The sequence below is a fragment of the Polynucleobacter asymbioticus genome (genome assembly GCF_018687575.1).
GTDB classification, from domain to species: Bacteria; Pseudomonadota; Gammaproteobacteria; order Burkholderiales; family Burkholderiaceae; genus Polynucleobacter; species Polynucleobacter asymbioticus_C.
Map to the genome: position 1 here is coordinate 376,543 of NZ_CP061297.1, position 16,223 is coordinate 392,765.

Here is a 16,223-nt window from a genome sequence, read left to right on the forward strand (position 1 = left end):
ATTCAATAGCTTAGAGATGAGCTGCCAAAATTTTGGCAATATGTACAGCGTCTCTTTGTGTGCCATCAGTAATCTGATGACGACAGCTTGTCCCATCTGCAACGACCCAACTATCTGGCGACTTACGAATTGCTGGCAAGAGGCTTGCTTCAGCCATTTGCTTTGATACTTCAATGTGCTCGGCTTCATAACCAAAGCTACCTGCCATGCCGCAACAGGAGGATTCAATCAGCTTGGGCTCTGCGTTGGGAATCAGCTTCAGCAGTTCCATGGCTGGCGTCACAGCCGCAAATGCTTTTTGATGGCAATGTCCATGGAATAGCACTGGGCGTGAGGCTGGTTTGAGTTGAAGCTGGAGCTTCCCATCCCTTGCTTCGCTAGCCAGGAACTCCTCTAAGAGTTGCACATGCTTGCTTACAGTCACAGCGCGCTCACCAAAGCCCATGACTAAAGCCTCATCCTTTAATGTGAAAAGGCAGGATGGCTCGAGACCAATAATCGGAACTCCTTTTTCTGCAAACGGAGCTAAGTGATTTACCAATTCATCCAAGCTGGCTTTGGCTTTATCCACCATGCCAGCAGCTAAGTAGGTGCGACCACAACAAAATTCTTTCGAGCAGGTGTTGCTGGAGTCTGCTGGCGATTGTTGTTTCTCTAAGTTCTTTTGTGGAATGTGCACGCGATAGCCAGCGGCTTTCAGAACAGCTAGTGCCGCCTGCAAGTTTTCATCTTCAAAGTAGGCATTGAAGGTATCAGCCAAGAGCACTACACCCTTATTACCATTTGCACCTGCTGAACTGAGTTCTGCTGGCGTAAATTGGTATGGCACGAGTTTGCTCTTTTCACTCCAAAAAGTTTTTGCTTTCCAGATTGGTAAGCTTCTTTGTGCAGAAATACCCATCACCCATTCTTGCAATTTAGCAATCGGGGTAATGTGATTTCGTAGATTGAGTAGCGTAGGCAAACCAGGAATGCTGCTAATGATGGGTGCATATTTGGGTAGATAGGCGACAGCCAGATCGCGCATCGTATGTCCAACACGCTTTTTATAAGCTGACAAAAACTCAATCTTCATCTTTGCCATATCAACGCCAGTAGGGCATTCACGGCGGCAGGCCTTGCAGCTGACACAGAGCTCCATCACTTCTTTAATAGCGTCGCTACCAAGAGGTGAACTTTCATCTTTGATATCCAGTTGATTGGACAGTGCAAGACGTAAGGTGTTGGCGCGACCGCGGGTGAGGTGCTTTTCATCACGCGTCACGCGATAACTTGGACACATTACTTCCGCATCAAACTTACGACAATGGCCGTTGTTGTTACACATCTCGACTGCTTTAGCTAATCCCATTGCAGGGTCACCGCCAGTGCCGGGAGCACTGGTCTCTTCAGTGACGGGATTATTTTGTACGTTCCAAGCAGACCAATCTAAAGCAGGTTGCAGCGGAATGACTTTATAGCTTGGTGGGAAGCGGAAGTTGCTTGCATCATCCATCTTGGGTGGATTAACAATCTTGCCGGGATTAAATAATCCATTGGGATCAAATTCATGTTTAATCTCTGCAAGGGCTTCAGTAATCTTGGGTCCAAATTGCCAGGAGATCCATTCCCCGCGACAGATACCATCACCATGTTCGCCGCTATAGGCACCTTTGTACTTGCGCACTAATGCAGATGCCTCTTCAGCAACCGCACGCATTTTCTGTGCCCCATCACGGCGCATGTCCAGGATAGGGCGTACATGCAGTGTGCCTACTGAAGCATGCGCATACCAAGTACCACGAGAACCGTATTTAGAAAATACATCAGTAAGTGCTTGGGTGTATTCAGCAAGACTTTCTAGCGGGACTGCACAGTCTTCGATAAAGCTCACTGGCTTGCCATCGCCCTTCAAACTCATCATGATGTTGAGGCCGGCCTTACGTACTTCCCATAGATTCTTTTGTAAACCAGCATCAGGCATAGCTACTACCGAGCCTGGCAGACCTAGGTCACCCATCAGATCCTGTAAGGACTTTAATTTCTCTAGCAAGGGCGCGTGCGCTTCGCCGGAGAACTCCACCAATAGGATTGCTTCAGGTGTGGGGCCGCTAGCATCAATGAGGGCGGTCTCAATGGTTTTCTTAAAGCTCGGATTGTGGCGCGCTAAGTCAATCATTGTGCGATCAACCAACTCAACGGCAGTCGGCCCAAGCTTGACAATATGTTGCGCGCTATCCATTGCCTTGAAGAAGCTTGCAAAGTTCACCACCCCAAGCACTTTGTGTTGTGGCAAGGGAGCTAACTTCAGTTCAAGTGATTTGAAATAAGCCAAGGTACCTTCGCTACCAACTAGTAGGTGCGCTAAGTTGACGCTACCGTCTTGGGTGTATGGGCGCTCGCTTTGTGGATGAAAGACATCCAAGTTGTATCCCGCTACACGTCTTAATACTTTAGGGAAATGCGCTTCAATTTCTGGTTGGAGTGTATTGGCGAGACCTTTTACAAAATCACCAAGTTGCTTTGCGGCGCCAGAGCTATTGGCGTAATTTCCAAAGCTCGCTACTTGTCCATTGGCCAGCCAAGCATCAATACCCAAAACGTTATGCACCATATTGCCGTAGGCAATGGAGCGGCTGCCACAAGAGTTATTGCCAGCCATGCCACCAATCGTGGCTTGACCGCCGGTCGAAACGTCTACCGGGTACCAAAGGCCATGGGGTTTAAGTGCGGCATTGAGGTGATCTAAAACGATGCCAGGTTCAACCACTGCCGTTGCATTTTCTGGGTCAGCATGCAAGAGCTTGCGAAAGTATTTTGTATTGTCGATTACGAGCGCTGTGCCAGTGGTCTGCCCGCACTGACTGGTACCGCCTCCACGTGGCAGTACTGGAACCCCAAGATCAGCTGCAATCTGAATAGCCGTTGCAATGTCCTCAGCTGTTTTAGGAACTAAGACAGCAACTGGCATTGCTTGATAAATTGAGGCATCTGTTGCATAGCGCCCACGACTAGCCATGTCGGTCATAACCTCGCCAGAGGTTTCTTGTCTGAGGCGCTTGGCTAACTCTGCCTTATTGGCAACGAATTCTGGAAGTGGTAAATCGAGTGGCTTGTTCATGCTGCAACTTTCTGTTTAGATTCTGAGTCAACTAATTGAATAACAACATCACGCTTATTCATGACGTGCTGCATCATGACTTTGCGCATGCGCACGCTGTCACGTGCCTTTAATGCATCTAGCATTTCTTGATGTTCACCAACCGCTTTTTCCCATTTCACACCATCCTGGTTCGAGCGAAAGCGCAGTGCCTCAATCCGAGCATTGACCTGGGTAAACAACTGACTTAAGACGGGATTATTTGCCGCTTGATTAATGGCTTGGTGAATCTTGAGATTGAGTCGGTAGTAACTCGAGAGATCTCTGCGAGCATACGAGGCCAGCATTTCATATTGAAGGGCTTCAAGCTCAACGAGTGTTTGATCGCTAATGTTCTGTGCTGCTAATTCCCCAGAGTAACCCTCTAAGTTTGCAATCACATCAAAGGTGTGCAAGATGTCATCCCGAGTGAGTTGCACTGCAATTGCTCCGCGGTTGGCAATGAGCTCGACTAAGCCATCAGCTGCTAAGCGTCGAATCGCCTCACGGATAGGGGTGCGTGACACATTGAGCTGTTCCGCCAGCTCCCGTTCATTGAGCTTGCTTCCCGGAGTAATGGCGCCCTCTACCAATAAAGCCCTGAGCTTTAAGAAGGTAGCTTCATGCAAGTTTTGCGTATTTGCTGGGGTAGTGAGCATCATTTGAAATGCCTTAATTTTGTATACATATTTACTATAACCTATCAATAGCTATAAATAACGCTATAAATGGCTTATTTTTTACTTATTTGATAAATATTTTGCATACAAAATTGTAAATTGGTAAAAAGTGCCTTACACTGGCCTGCAAGATTAACTACAAAAACCAAGCGAGACTCAGCATGCTAAAACTAGATAACCACCTTTCAGGACGTCATTTCTTACATATTCCTGGCCCAAGCCCGGTGCCATCACGCATTTTGCGGGCTATCAGCTACCAAACCATTGATCACCGCGGCCCTGAATTCGGAGAATTTGGCCTCAAGGTTTTGGAAGGTATCAAAAAGATTTTTAAGACCGAGCAACCAGTCATTATTTACTCCGCCTCTGGAACAGGTTCCTGGGAAGGCGCATTGGTAAACGTCCTCAATCCTGGCGACAAGGTGCTCTTTTATGAAACCGGTCAGTTTGCTAACTTGTGGCGTGCCTTAGGTCAGCGCTTGGGTTTAGATGTTGAAGTCGTCACAAAGCCTGGTCAAGATACCTGGCGCTGGGGAGTTGACGCATCCGTTATTGAAGAGCGTTTGCGCAAAGACACTGGACATGAAATCAAAGCAGTGTGTGTAGTTCATAACGAAACTTCTACCGGCGTTACTTCAAACATTGCAGCAGTTCGCAAGGCGATCGATTCTCTCAAGCATCCAGCACTGCTGCTGGTGGACACCGTTTCTGGCTTGGGTTCTGCGGAATATGAGCATGACAAATGGGGTGCTGACGTGACTGTGTCTGGTTCACAAAAGGGCTTGATGCTGCCTCCAGGTATTGGCTTTAATGCTTTGTCAGCTAGAGCAATTGAGGTAAGTAAAACCAACAAAATGCCAAAGTCTTATTGGGCCTGGGATGAAATCCTAGAGTCTAATAAAACAGGTTACTGGCCAACGACTCCGAGCACGAATTTAATGTACGGCTTGCATGAAGCAATCGACATGATGATGGCTGAAGGTTTGGACACCATCTTTGCTCGTCACCAACGTTTAGCAGCAGCTTGCCGTGAAGCGGTAAATGCGTGGGGCTTGGAGATCCAGTGCCAAGATACGGATTGCTACTCGCCAGTACTCACTTGTATTGCTACCCCAGAAGGCATGAATGCCGATGTTCTGCGTAAGCATGCTTTGGAGAAGTTCAATTTATCTCTCGGTACAGGCCTTGGAAAAATCAAAGGTAAGGCCTTCCGCATCGGTCATTTAGGTGATTGCAATGAGCTCAGCTTGATGGCTGCACTCAGTGGAGTAGAGATGAGTTTGGGCGCTATGGGCTTCAAGCCCAAGGCAAGCGGTGTTGTTGCTGCGCAAGAATTTCTAAAATAATCAGTAAGTTGGGCGTAAATGGGGTGTCAGCCGGTGGATCAACTGGCTTGCACCCCTTATAATTCAAGTACTTATATAGATAGTACTTTCATCAAATAAAACATATTCGAGACAGAAAGATTTCACATGTTGGCAACTAAACCGTATTTAACTCAGGCTGATGTTCAAAAGATTTTGAATGCTGCTGATCAGCATGCAGCTAAAAATAACTGGGCAGTAACGATTGCTGTTTGTGATGATGGCGGCCACTTATTGGGTTTAACTCGTCGTGATGGTTGTGCGCCTGTCTCTGCATACATTGCAGAAGAAAAAGCGCGTACTGCTGCAATGGGTAAACGTGAGAGCCGTGTCTATGAAGAGATTATTAATAACGGACGTATTTCCTTTTTATCTGCCCCACATATTTCAGGCATGTTAGAAGGTGGCGTCAATATCGAGGTAAATGGGTTTACCATCGGCGCAGTCGGCGTTTCCGGCGTTAAATCGACTGAGGATGCCGAAACCGCGAAGGCCGGCATTGCAGCCATTCTGTAAGTTACCTTGACAAATACTGTTCCTGAAATAAATTCCCCTACCGGCGCTACTGAGAGTAGCGCCACCCCAGCAACAATTACCTTTGCTGACTTTGGCTTAGATCCAAAGATTCAAAAAGCGGTATCTGAGCAGGGCTACAACACCCCAACTCCGATTCAAGCGCAATCTATTCCGCACGTATTGGCGGGAAGCGATTTGATGGGCGCAGCCCAAACGGGCACCGGTAAGACGGCTGCTTTTGTGCTGCCAATTATTCAAAAGATTTTGCGCCATGCGAGCAGCAGTGCTTCGCCTGCTCGTCATCCAATCCGTGCTTTGGTGCTAACGCCAACCCGTGAGTTGGCTGTTCAGGTTGCCGAGAATGCTGCGAGCTATTCCAAACATACTGATTTACGTGCTGCCGTGGTTTACGGTGGCGTGGATATGAAAGAGCAAGTTGCCACATTGCGTGGCGGTGTGGAGATTTTGATTGCTACCCCAGGGCGCTTGCTCGATCACATTGGCTCAAAGGTTGCCAATCTCTCACAAGTGGAAATCCTCGTGTTGGATGAGGCGGATCGCATGCTCGATATGGGCTTCTTGCCTGACTTGCAGCGCATTATTGATCTGATTCCTGCGCAGCGACAAACACTCTTGTTCTCAGCAACGTTCTCACCTGAGATTAAAAAATTAGCGCAAAGTTATTTACGCGCACCAGTCACTGTTGAGGTGGCGCGCCAAAATGCTGCAGCAGATACTGTGAAGCAAGTGGTACATATGGTGTCCAGCGCTGATAAGCAGCGCGCGATTGTGAAAGTGCTTGAGGCGCGTACACGTCAAGGCTTGTCTCGCCAGTGCATCATCTTCACCAACAGCCGTTTGGGTTGTGCTCGATTAGCGCGTTCATTAGAGCGTGATGGCATTAAAGCAGGCGCGATTCATGGCGATAAGAGTCAGGGTGAGCGTACTCTTACTCTGGATGCATTTAAGTCTGGTGCGATTGAAGCCTTGGTTGCTACCGACGTAGCTGCACGTGGTTTAGACATTCCGTCGATGCCTTGCGTTATTAATCACGAGCTGCCGTTTAATGCCGAAGACTTCATTCACCGCATTGGTCGTACGGGTCGCGCAGGTAGTAAGGGCGATGCGATTGCATTAGTTGATGCCAGTGAAAAACGTTTGCTCGACGATATTGAAAAGTTGATGAAGCGGAAGTTAGACATTCAGCCCTTGCCTGAAGGCAGTCCGAGCTCAGCGCCTAGTAGAAGTTCTTCCAGATCAGATGCGCCAGCCAAAATGTCGGACCCATTTTTCTATAAGCCTTATGAGCCTAGCGCTGTAACTAAGCCATCTTCAGAGACTGTAAATCCCGAGGAGAAAAAAGTTGGTATCACGCCTTCAAGGCCAGCCGTTGGCGCTTTACTCGGCGGTTTTAAGAAGAAGTAATTTTCCTGCCCCAAGCCTGAGTGGCTGCTAATAGCCACTCAGCAATCGAAGTCTCTTTTCCGTCCGGAAGATCGCTCAGTCCTAAATGCTCCGCAGCTTTACGTAATTCTTGTAAAGCTTGCTGTGCAGTATCAGTATGAATAGCGCTCGCTAAAGTTTGCTTACTGAGTTTCTCGCCATGTTCATCCAATACAAGGGGTAGATGCAGGTAGCTTGGGCTTGTATATCCCAACACCTTCTGCAGATGTATTTGTCTTGCCGTGTTGTTCAATAAATCTGCGCCACGGACAATGTCAGTAATTTCTTGTGCAGCATCATCCACAACTACCGCAAGCTGATAGGTGAACACACCATCCCGACGACGCAATACAAAATCACCTACTTCTTGATTGAGATTTTGACTTTGCTTGCCTTGGACTTGATCTTCAAATTGCAGGGTGAGCTTGGATGGAAGGGCAAGTCTCCAAGCTCCCTCATTAGAGAAGAGATTTCCATCCTCGTATTGGGGGATTGGTTGGGGGCGGCAGCTTCCTGGGTAGACCATTTCTTGATTGCGAGGGGTGACTACGCCGCGAGCTTCTAGGACGTTTGCAATACTTTGGCGGGAGCAAGTGCAGGGATAGATGGTCTGGAGCCCATTTAAGCGCTCTAGAGCCTGTTTATAGCGGTCTTGGTGCTTGGATTGCCATGTGGGTTCCTCGTCCCAGTTAAGGCCGCAGGCAAGCAACTGGCGCATGATTTCTTGGTCAGCTCCCGGAATGCAGCGGGGGGCGTCTAGATCCTCGATTCTGAGTAGCCATTTCCCATGATTTTTACGGGCATCCAACCAGCTTCCTAGGGCGGCAACTAAGGATCCCGCATGCAGCGGGCCGGTAGGCGAGGGGGCAAATCGCCCGCGATAGCCGTCGGCTGGGGATGAAGGGTTTTTTAGATTCGGCACAGCTAAAATGATCTCATGGCTTCACCCCGTTTTGTTCATCTGCGCGTCCATTCCGAGTTTTCAATTACGGATGGTGTCGTTCGCATTGATGATGCGGTAGCCGCAGCAGAAAAAGATGGCATGGGAGCCTTGGCTCTCACCGATTTAAGTAATTTATTTGGCCTAGTCCGTTTTTATAGCGCTGCACGCTCAAGCGGAATTAAGCCAATTGCCGGAGCTGACGTTTGGGTTAGCAACCCCCAGGATCCAGATCAGCCACATCGATTATTACTCTTGGTTCAAAACCACTCTGGTTATCTTAATCTGTGCCAGTTACTAAGCAAGGCCTCCCTAGAGAATCAATCGCGCGGTCGAGCCGAGGTGGATCTCAAATGGTTCAGTGAGCCCGCCTCTAAGGCGGAAGATAAAGCGGCAAAAAGAACGCTGGCTTATGGATTAATTGCCCTGTCTGGCGGACGCTGGGGTGATGTTGGTGCCGCACTCTTGGCTGGCCAAGAAGATCAAGCTAAAGACGCTGCCAAGCATTGGGCAAAATTATTTCCCAACGCGTTTTACATTGAAGTGCAACGTGGTGGCCACCCCCAAGATGAAAAGCAACTTCAGCTTGCCTGTCACCTTGCCAGTGAATTGGATCTACCGATTGTTGCTACGCATCCAGTGCAGTTTATGCAGCGCAGTGATTTCACGGCACATGAAGCACGGGTCTGTATCGCAGAGGGTGAGCTCTTAGGCAATCCTCGTCGCACTAAGAGATTTAATGAAGAACAATATTTCTTATCTCAAGAAGAGATGGAAAAACGCTTTGCGGATTTGCCGGTTGCTCTTGCAAACTCAGTGGAGATTGCCAAGCGTTGCAATCTCTCTTTAACACTGGGCCAGCCCCGCTTGCCGGACTTCCCAACGCCTCCCGGTATTACGCTCGACGATTATTTGTTGCAGCAATCGGAGATAGGTTTGAAGCGCCATATGGCGCGGAATTTCCCTGATCCAGAAGAGCGTGCCAAGGAAGAGGCTCGTTATCACGAGCGCCTTGTCTTTGAGGTGAAGACCATTGCTCAAATGGGTTTCCCGGGCTACTTCCTGATTGTTGCGGACTTTATTAACTGGGCAAAAAATAATGGCGTACCAGTAGGTCCAGGTCGTGGATCGGGTGCTGGCTCCTTGGTTGCTTACTCGCTCGGTATTACCGATCTTGACCCGCTGCGCTACAACTTACTTTTTGAGCGCTTTTTAAATCCTGAGCGGGTATCGATGCCCGACTTCGATATTGACTTCTGTCAGCATGGGCGCGACCGCGTTATTCAGTACGTAAAAGATAAATACGGCAAAGATGCAGTCAGTCAAATTGCCACCTTTGGAACCATGGCTGCTAGAGCAGCGATTCGCGACGTAGGTCGTGTGCTTGAACAAGGTTATAACTTCGTCGATGGCATTGCCAAGTTAATCCCGAATAAGCCTGGTCAGTATATGACCATCGAAATGGCCAAGAAGGAAGAGAAGCAATTAGGCGAGCGTGAAAAGAATGAAGATGAAGTGCGCCAACTCTTATCTCTCGCGCAGCAGTTAGAAGGCATGACCCGAAACGTGGGTATGCATGCGGGTGGTGTGTTGATTGCCCCTGGCCGATTGACGGATTTTTGTCCGCTCTATACACAAGAGGCTAAAGATTCTAAAGATCAAGAGAGTGGCTCCGTCATTAGTCAGTTTGATAAAGATGACGTGGAGGCGATCGGCCTAGTGAAGTTCGACTTCTTGGGTTTGACGACGCTTACTATCTTGGCGGCTGCTGAGAAGTGGATTAAGACGCTGCATGCGGATCGTAAAGATTGGAATATCGGTGAGATTTCACTAGATGATGAAAAAGCTTTTGAAGTCTTAAAGAACGCCAATACAGTTGCCGTCTTCCAGCTAGAAAGTCGTGGCATGCAAGGCATGCTGCGTGAAGCTAAGCCCGACCGCTTCGAAGATATTATTGCGCTAGTTGCACTCTATCGCCCAGGCCCAATGGATTTGATTCCGGACTTTATTGAACGTAAGCATGGGCGTCAAAAAGTAGAGTATCCAGATCCCCGTATTGAGCCCGTTCTGCAAGAAACCTACGGCATCATGGTTTACCAAGAGCAGGTGATGCAGATGGCGCAGATGATTGGCGGCTACTCACTTGGTGGTGCCGACATGTTGCGTCGTGCGATGGGTAAGAAGAAGCCTGAAGAGATGGCGCAACATCGCAAGATCTTTAGTGATGGTGCAAAAGCTGGTGGTATTACCGAAGGCAAAGCCAACGAGATTTATGACTTGATGGAGCGTTTTGCGGGCTATGGATTTAATAAATCCCATGCTGCTGCCTATGCGCTCTTGGCCTATCAAACTGCTTGGCTAAAAGCTTATTACCCAGCCGAATTTATGGCAGCCAACTTATCGCTCGCAATGGATGACACCGATAAGGTGAAGATTCTGTACGACGATTGTTTAGCCAATAACATTCGCGTGTTCTCACCAGACATTAATACTGGCGTTTATGTATTCACACCATTGCGTGCTCCAGATGCTGCTCCCGATTCCCCAATTAGCCATATTCGTTATGGATTGGGTGCAGTAAGGGGTACGGGTGAAGCAGCTATTGAAGTGATTGTGAAAGCCCGTGAGGCGGGTGGCCCATTTAAGGATTTATTTGATTTCTGCGCACGCGTTGATCGTCGGCAGGTGAACCGTCGAGCGATTGAAGCATTGATGCGCGCTGGTGCCTTTGATAGCTTGTACAAGGACTCCATTCCAGCTGGCGGTAATCCTTACGATATTCGCTCCACTTTATTGGCATCACTTGCTCGTGCGATTGAGGCTGCTGAACAAGCGGAAGCCTCCGTTAATCAAGTAAGCTTGTTTGAGGTCGCAGGGGAGGAGGATCGTCACTTGCCTGAACTGGTGCGCGAACCAGTTTGGTCCGAGAAGAAGCGCCTGCAAGATGAAAAAAGTGCGTTAGGCCTTTGTCTTACTGGCCATATGTTCGATGCCTACCGCGATGAGACGGCGCATTTCATTCGTCAACCATTGGCTAAAGTGACAGAAGGCAAGGATCAGTTGATTGCTGGGATTATTACTTCTGCCCGCATGTTAACTGGTCAGCGTGGTCGCATGATGATAGCGACGATTGATGATGGAACTGCTGCTATTGAGGTGACGCTCTATAGTGAGGTCTATGAGCCGAATCGCTCTTGGCTCAAAGAAGATGAGTTACTGGTGGCGAAAGTGAACGTTACGCCTGATAAGTTTTCTGGTGGAGTGCGGATCGTATCTGAAGCGGTGATGGATATCACTGGTGCGCGGATGCGTTTTGCACGTAATATCCATCTGTCGATCGATTCAGCGATTGATCTCAAATCCCTCCGAAGTCAAATTGGGCCTTACCTGATGAGTAACCGGGTGCGAGATCCCAAGTTGGGTCCTGCCGCAGCCTCTATGCCAAGTGCTAGCGAAGGTTTGAAAGGTTTAATGCTTACCGCTGCAGTTACTACTAGTGGCGGAGCGTGCTTGATGCAGTTCCCAGAAGAGCTGCGCATTTATCCAGATGATGCCTGCTTGCATAGCTTGAATCAAATATTAGCAGCTAAACAGTCTAATACCGTTCAGGTTCAGTACCACTAAATCAGCGGCAAAAAACTACCCAGAGTGCTTTATTTATTTGTGGCGGCTTGAAGCGCTGCAATTACTTGATTTGGCTCTAAGTGATCCAAGCATTCGCTATTGCTGCTTGCGCGGTCTTCGCAACCCGCTTTGCGGCAGGGGACGCATTCACCCGGCCCTTGCAAAATCGTGACATTACCAACCGTCTGTGAGCGGGCTCTGAGTTGATAGGGTTGTTCACCAATGAAACCATTAGGCCACGGCCCAAAGTTGGTGGGTGGTGTTGGACCAAACAAAGCAATGGTGGGTGTATTACATGCGGCTGCTAAGTGCGTAATGGAGGTATCCACCCCGACATATGCAATCGCACCACGAATCAGTGTTCCTGCTTGTGGAATAGTGAGCAAGCCTGCGGTATCAACAACATGCTTACGGGTTTCCTCATCAAGTAATGAAAGAATATCTTTACTGAGTTGAAGATCTTGCTTAGCGGGTGATGCACTCAGCACAACCTGCCAACCTTGTCCCACAATCCACGTCACCAAGGCTTGCCAATAGGCAAGTGGCCAGCGCTTGTATGCAGTCAAGGGGCCGGGATGTACGACGATATACGGCGAGTGAAGTTCGCCAGCAATGCTTGGGGTGACTGGATCACCAGTAGGGGCTGTTACCGAGACTGGTTTCTGAAATAACTCCAGTGGATTTTTATAAAAGATTTCGAGTAGGCGAAGCTTTTCAGTAATGACATGCTGTGCAAAATAATCTACATCAACCGTATGTAAGCTAATAGCCTTTTTCCAGGCATTTTGTTTATCACTCTTACTTTTCTTAGCTTTATCTTGCTCTGTCAGGCCTTGAGGGTGACCACCCAATACACCAACCCGGTGTTGGGCTGCAGCTAAGCCATAGAAATAGGCTCGATCACTAGGTTGTGTGACTACTGCTAAGTCGTAACGTTGAAAGAGCTTGAAGAATAAAGAAAGATATTCCTTAAGTTTTGGGCGATCTGAAGTTTCGATTGTTTTGGCGATATCGGGATTGCCTTTGAGCATCTCGAGCTTACCGCGGTAGCCTAAAAAGTGAAATTCAGCATCTGGCCATAGTTGACGCGCTTCTGAAATGAGGGGCGTTGTGACAAGGACATCTCCAATTTGGCGAGTCGCAATAAATAAAACTTTTTTTGGCTTTAGTGCTGAAAATGCAGTCATGGGGCTAATTTAACTTAATCCTACTGAGCTTTAGCCAGAATTTTTTCACGCACGCGACGCGCATTTTCTGCGGCATTGGATTGATCATTGATGCGGTGGTAGAGGTGAAGGACTTCAGTTGCCCAGGATCCAGATCTTCTAATCAACCCTCGATTTTGTAAGCGGAAAACAAAATCAGCATCCTCATGTCCCCAGCCTGTCATGGTTTCATCAAAGCCACCAATGGCTAGGGCATCGGACCTCCAACAGGCCATATTGCAACCTTTAATACGGCGCCATACAAACTTTTTGTAGTTACGCCAGGCACCATTACCCAATTTGATTTTGAGAGGCCAATACTTGTTGATTCCGCCGGATAGTCGATAGCTGAGTAAGTTTCTAGAAAATTTCTCAAAATCCCAATGAGGCCATGAGAGCAATTTTTTACTGAGCTCATCATTCAGCAAGACACGGCTACCAGTTACCAAGTGCTTTGTCTCGCATAGGATTCGATGTTGGGCGATAAAGTCTGGTTGCACAAGGCAGTCGCCATCTAAAAATACGAGATAGTCACCGCATGCCGCCTCGATCGCTTGATTGAGAATGCGGGTCTTGCGAAAGCCCTGATCCTCTTGCCAAAGATGTGTGATTTTTACTGGGAAATGCTTCCGAGTATTTTCGATGAGATCCTTGGTATCTGAGGCAGAACCGTCATCAGCAATGATGATTTCAAAATCTAAATCTGTTTGAGTGCTAAGTGACTCAAGACAGAGTTTGAGGGCTTGCGGCCAGTTATAGGTCGCTAGAAGAACGGAGATCATTTGCTGGGAGAAATATCGGAACTTGCTTCTTGGTGCAATTGCCATAACTTCATGTAGCGATAGTAAGTCCCTTGCCCGTTGGATATTGCTAAAGCAAATCCTTGGGGCCCATCTAAGAAACCAAGGCGGATAAAGTAGGTTCGAGTAAACGCCCAGATGCCATGAAGCACAGCTTTTGTAGGGCTGCTTGTTTTGCCTTTGGCATATGCCTGCTCTGCTGACGCAGTTGAGTAGCGATCTATCTTTTGCAGCACTTGTGAGTAGTTCATGAAGCTGTAGTGCAACATGGGATTTTCCAGTTTTGCCACCTGCCCATTCGGAATCAGTCGCTCATGAACCAGGTCATCGGAGAAGCGGGCAGTACCACGCTTAAATAATCGATCCACATAATCGGGGCTCCAGCCGGAATGGCGAATAAAGCGTCCGCAATACCAAGAGAGTCTAGGAATGGCAAAACAATCAACATGGGCTGAATGATGTATAGCCGTCAGAATTTCGCTTCTGAGAGCAGGTGTCAGGCGCTCATCAGCATCTAAAGAAAGAACCCATTCGGATGTTGCTAAGGCTAGGGCGCGGTTCTTTTGAGGCCCAAATCCAGGCCAATCTGCTGGTTGGCTAATGACGGCACCCTGGTTTTTAGCGATTTCTAGGGTGCTATCGGTGCTGTTGGTGTCGACCACCACGATTTGCTGGGCAATCCCCTCTAGGGAGGCCAAGCAATCGGCCAAATTGGCCTCTTCATTGCGAGTGATGAGTATGACGGATAAGGTGGGCATAATTCATTATATGAATGCTCAAGACCGTACCGCCCTAAATCGCTTAATTCAGTATCTCAAGCCTCATATTGGCTTGATTATTGGCTCTTTATTGGCCATGGCGCTGGTTGCTGGCGCTGAAACCTCTATCCCAGCTCTAATGAAGCCTTTGCTAGACCGTGGATTTACTGGTCAGATGGATAACAAGCTCTGGCTGGTACCGGTTTTCCTGGTTGGATTGGCTTTTGTTCGGGGGATGGCGCAATTTCTATCTGGTTATCTCTTGAATCGCGTAATCAATGCTGTTTTGCTGAAGATGCGTATGCAGATGTTTAAGGCATTGCTGCATTCAAGTACTACATTCTTCCAGAAGAACTCCGCATCTAGCTTAATTAACGCGGTAGTTTTTGAGGTGAATAATGCCCTCTCAATTATGGGTGGCATGTTGATTAGTTTGGTGCGAGATTCTCTTACAGTCATTGGGTTGATTGGGTACCTAATTTACCTCAACTGGCAGCTTACCTTAGTGGTGCTGATGATTTTCCCAATTATTGCGCTCATCATTGGCAGGATCAATAAACGCTTGCGCTCGCTGAATCGCGAGCATCAGACAATGACAAGCGAGCTCGCTTACATTGTTGAAGAATCTGCGGCTGGATATAAGATTGTTAAGGTTCATGGTGCTGAAGAGTATGAGATGCGCCGCTTTATGGAAAAAGCAGATCGCCTTCGTCAATTTGCGTTGAAGTCGGCGGTAGCTGGTGGCTTGAATCAACCGATTACCCAACTGATTGCCTCGATGGCCTTATCGATTGTCTTGGTAATTGCTTTGATGCAGTCTGCCTCCGAAGGCACTACAGTTGGTGGCTTCGCCGCTTTTATTACTGCCATGATGTTGGTGATTTCACCTATTAAACATCTTGCCGATATTAATCAGCCCCTACAGCGCGGCTTAACTGCAGCAGAGATGATTTTTTCTCTCATGGACGAACCTTTTGAAGAGGATGAATCTCGTAAAGCAAGTATGAAGTCCTTGGGCAAGGCTAAGGGTGGAATTCGATTTGAAGATGTCGGCTTCTCTTATCAGCAAGAAGCTGGACGAAAAGATGCTCTCACTGGTGTGCATTTAAACATCAAGCCTGGTGAGGTAGTTGCTTTTGTCGGCCCATCTGGCGGTGGTAAGTCCACGTTAGTTAATTTATTGCCCCGATTCTTTAAGCCAACAAGTGGGAAAATTTTCTTGGACGATATTCCACTTGAGGATATTGTTCTTGCGGATGTGCGCAAGCAAATTGCTTTTGTAAGTCAGGATGTGATTTTATTTAATGACAGTATTGCAGCAAACGTCGCCTATGGCGCCGTAGGCTCAGAGGGCATTGACCGAGGGCGCGTGATGGAGGCCCTTGAGGCGGCAAACCTAACTGCTCTCATGAAAGAAATGCCCGAGGGAATTGATACGCAAATTGGGGATAATGGCAATCGTTTATCAGGTGGTCAACGTCAGCGTTTAGCTATCGCAAGAGCTATCTACAAAGACGCGCCTATTCTGATTTTGGATGAAGCGACCTCGGCACTAGATTCAGAATCCGAGCGTCAGGTGCAAGATGCCTTAGAGCGATTAATGGCTGGTAGAACTACTTTGGTTATCGCGCACCGCTTATCAACCATAGAACATGCTGATCGGATTGTGGTGCTAGAGCATGGCCATGTAATTGAGAATGGCTCGCACGAAGATTTAATTGCTAAGGATGGTATGTACGCCAACCTGCATCGCATCCAGTTTTCAAACGCTTAAT

At 48.0% G+C, this 16,223-nt stretch carries 11 protein-coding genes; 5 read left to right on the forward strand and 6 right to left on the reverse strand.

Annotated features, from left to right (window positions below; all coding sequences use genetic code 11):
• Window positions 1-10: 10 nt before the first annotated feature.
• Together AOC19_RS02030 and AOC19_RS02035 are read right to left on the reverse strand one after the other, a co-directional pair.
• Window positions 11-3,100 carry an FAD-binding and (Fe-S)-binding domain-containing protein gene (locus tag AOC19_RS02030; protein ID WP_215377166.1) on the reverse strand — a complete coding sequence of 1,030 codons (3,090 nt, stop codon included), beginning with the start codon at window positions 3,098-3,100 and terminating at the stop codon, window positions 11-13.
• A complete protein-coding gene (locus AOC19_RS02035; RefSeq protein ID WP_215377168.1) occupies window positions 3,097-3,780 on the reverse strand; it encodes a GntR family transcriptional regulator in 684 nt (227 codons plus the stop codon). The genes AOC19_RS02030 and AOC19_RS02035 overlap by 4 nt, the downstream gene beginning before the upstream one ends.
• Window positions 3,781-3,959: 179 nt before the next feature.
• Here AOC19_RS02035 and AOC19_RS02040 point away from each other — a divergent pair, with 179 nt between their 5' ends.
• The 3 genes from AOC19_RS02040 (at window position 3,960) to AOC19_RS02050 (ending at window position 7,103) form a co-directional block, all read left to right on the forward strand.
• Window positions 3,960-5,144, forward strand: a complete 1,185-nt coding sequence (locus tag AOC19_RS02040; protein ID WP_215377170.1) for a pyridoxal-phosphate-dependent aminotransferase family protein — start codon at window positions 3,960-3,962, stop codon at window positions 5,142-5,144.
• Between the two features lie 126 nt (window positions 5,145-5,270).
• On the forward strand, window positions 5,271-5,678 hold the full coding sequence (locus tag AOC19_RS02045) for a GlcG/HbpS family heme-binding protein (RefSeq protein WP_215377172.1): 408 nt from the start codon (window positions 5,271-5,273) through the stop codon (window positions 5,676-5,678).
• A 6-nt stretch (window positions 5,679-5,684) separates the two neighbouring features.
• Window positions 5,685-7,103 carry a DEAD/DEAH box helicase gene (locus AOC19_RS02050; protein ID WP_215377174.1) on the forward strand — a complete coding sequence of 473 codons (1,419 nt, stop codon included), beginning with the start codon at window positions 5,685-5,687 and terminating at the stop codon, window positions 7,101-7,103.
• Here the strand turns inward: AOC19_RS02050 and gluQRS are convergent.
• Complete coding sequence (gluQRS, locus tag AOC19_RS02055; RefSeq protein WP_251368061.1) at window positions 7,090-8,043, reverse strand: tRNA glutamyl-Q(34) synthetase GluQRS; 954 nt, start codon at window positions 8,041-8,043, stop codon at window positions 7,090-7,092. The two genes, AOC19_RS02050 and gluQRS, sit on opposite strands and share 14 nt — an antisense overlap.
• Window positions 8,044-8,058: 15 nt before the next feature.
• Here gluQRS and dnaE point away from each other — a divergent pair, with 15 nt between their 5' ends.
• The gene (gene dnaE, locus AOC19_RS02060) at window positions 8,059-11,685 is read left to right on the forward strand and encodes a DNA polymerase III subunit alpha (protein ID WP_215377175.1); all 3,627 of its coding nucleotides are present in this window, start codon (window positions 8,059-8,061) and stop codon (window positions 11,683-11,685) included.
• A 29-nt stretch (window positions 11,686-11,714) separates the two neighbouring features.
• On the opposite strand, the gene AOC19_RS02065 is transcribed toward dnaE, so the two are convergent.
• Genes AOC19_RS02065 through AOC19_RS02075 form a run of 3 tightly spaced genes read right to left on the reverse strand, consistent with a single transcriptional unit; the run spans window position 11,715 to window position 14,448 of the window.
• Entirely contained in the window at window positions 11,715-12,872 is a 1,158-nt protein-coding gene (locus tag AOC19_RS02065) for a glycosyltransferase family 9 protein (protein ID WP_215377177.1), read from the reverse strand.
• 20 nt (window positions 12,873-12,892) lie between these two features.
• Window positions 12,893-13,672, reverse strand: coding sequence for a glycosyltransferase family 2 protein (locus AOC19_RS02070; protein WP_215377179.1), 780 nt, complete (start codon window positions 13,670-13,672; stop codon window positions 12,893-12,895).
• Window positions 13,669-14,448 carry a glycosyltransferase family 2 protein gene (locus AOC19_RS02075; RefSeq protein WP_215377181.1) on the reverse strand — a complete coding sequence of 260 codons (780 nt, stop codon included), beginning with the start codon at window positions 14,446-14,448 and terminating at the stop codon, window positions 13,669-13,671. The genes AOC19_RS02070 and AOC19_RS02075 overlap by 4 nt, the downstream gene beginning before the upstream one ends.
• A gap of 10 nt (window positions 14,449-14,458) precedes the next feature.
• On the opposite strand from AOC19_RS02075, the gene msbA reads away from it, so the two are divergent.
• A complete protein-coding gene (gene msbA, locus AOC19_RS02080) occupies window positions 14,459-16,222 on the forward strand; it encodes a lipid A export permease/ATP-binding protein MsbA (protein ID WP_215377182.1) in 1,764 nt (587 codons plus the stop codon).
• The last annotated feature ends 1 nt before the right edge of the window (window position 16,223 follow it).

What these genes read in the sequence shown, in the direction of transcription:
- AOC19_RS02030 (WP_215377166.1), bottom strand. Translation starts at nt 3,100, where the DNA reads ATGAACAAGCCACTCGATTTACCACTTCCAGAATTCGTTGCCAATAAG.
- AOC19_RS02035 (WP_215377168.1), bottom strand. Translation starts at nt 3,780, where the DNA reads ATGATGCTCACTACCCCAGCAAATACGCAAAACTTGCATGAAGCTACC.
- AOC19_RS02040 (WP_215377170.1), top strand. Translation starts at nt 3,960, where the DNA reads ATGCTAAAACTAGATAACCACCTTTCAGGACGTCATTTCTTACATATT.
- AOC19_RS02045 (WP_215377172.1), top strand. Translation starts at nt 5,271, where the DNA reads ATGTTGGCAACTAAACCGTATTTAACTCAGGCTGATGTTCAAAAGATT.
- dnaE (WP_215377175.1), top strand. Translation starts at nt 8,059, where the DNA reads ATGGCTTCACCCCGTTTTGTTCATCTGCGCGTCCATTCCGAGTTTTCA.
- AOC19_RS02065 (WP_215377177.1), bottom strand. Translation starts at nt 12,872, where the DNA reads ATGACTGCATTTTCAGCACTAAAGCCAAAAAAAGTTTTATTTATTGCG.
- AOC19_RS02070 (WP_215377179.1), bottom strand. Translation starts at nt 13,672, where the DNA reads ATGATCTCCGTTCTTCTAGCGACCTATAACTGGCCGCAAGCCCTCAAA.
- AOC19_RS02075 (WP_215377181.1), bottom strand. Translation starts at nt 14,448, where the DNA reads ATGCCCACCTTATCCGTCATACTCATCACTCGCAATGAAGAGGCCAAT.
- msbA (WP_215377182.1), top strand. Translation starts at nt 14,459, where the DNA reads ATGAATGCTCAAGACCGTACCGCCCTAAATCGCTTAATTCAGTATCTC.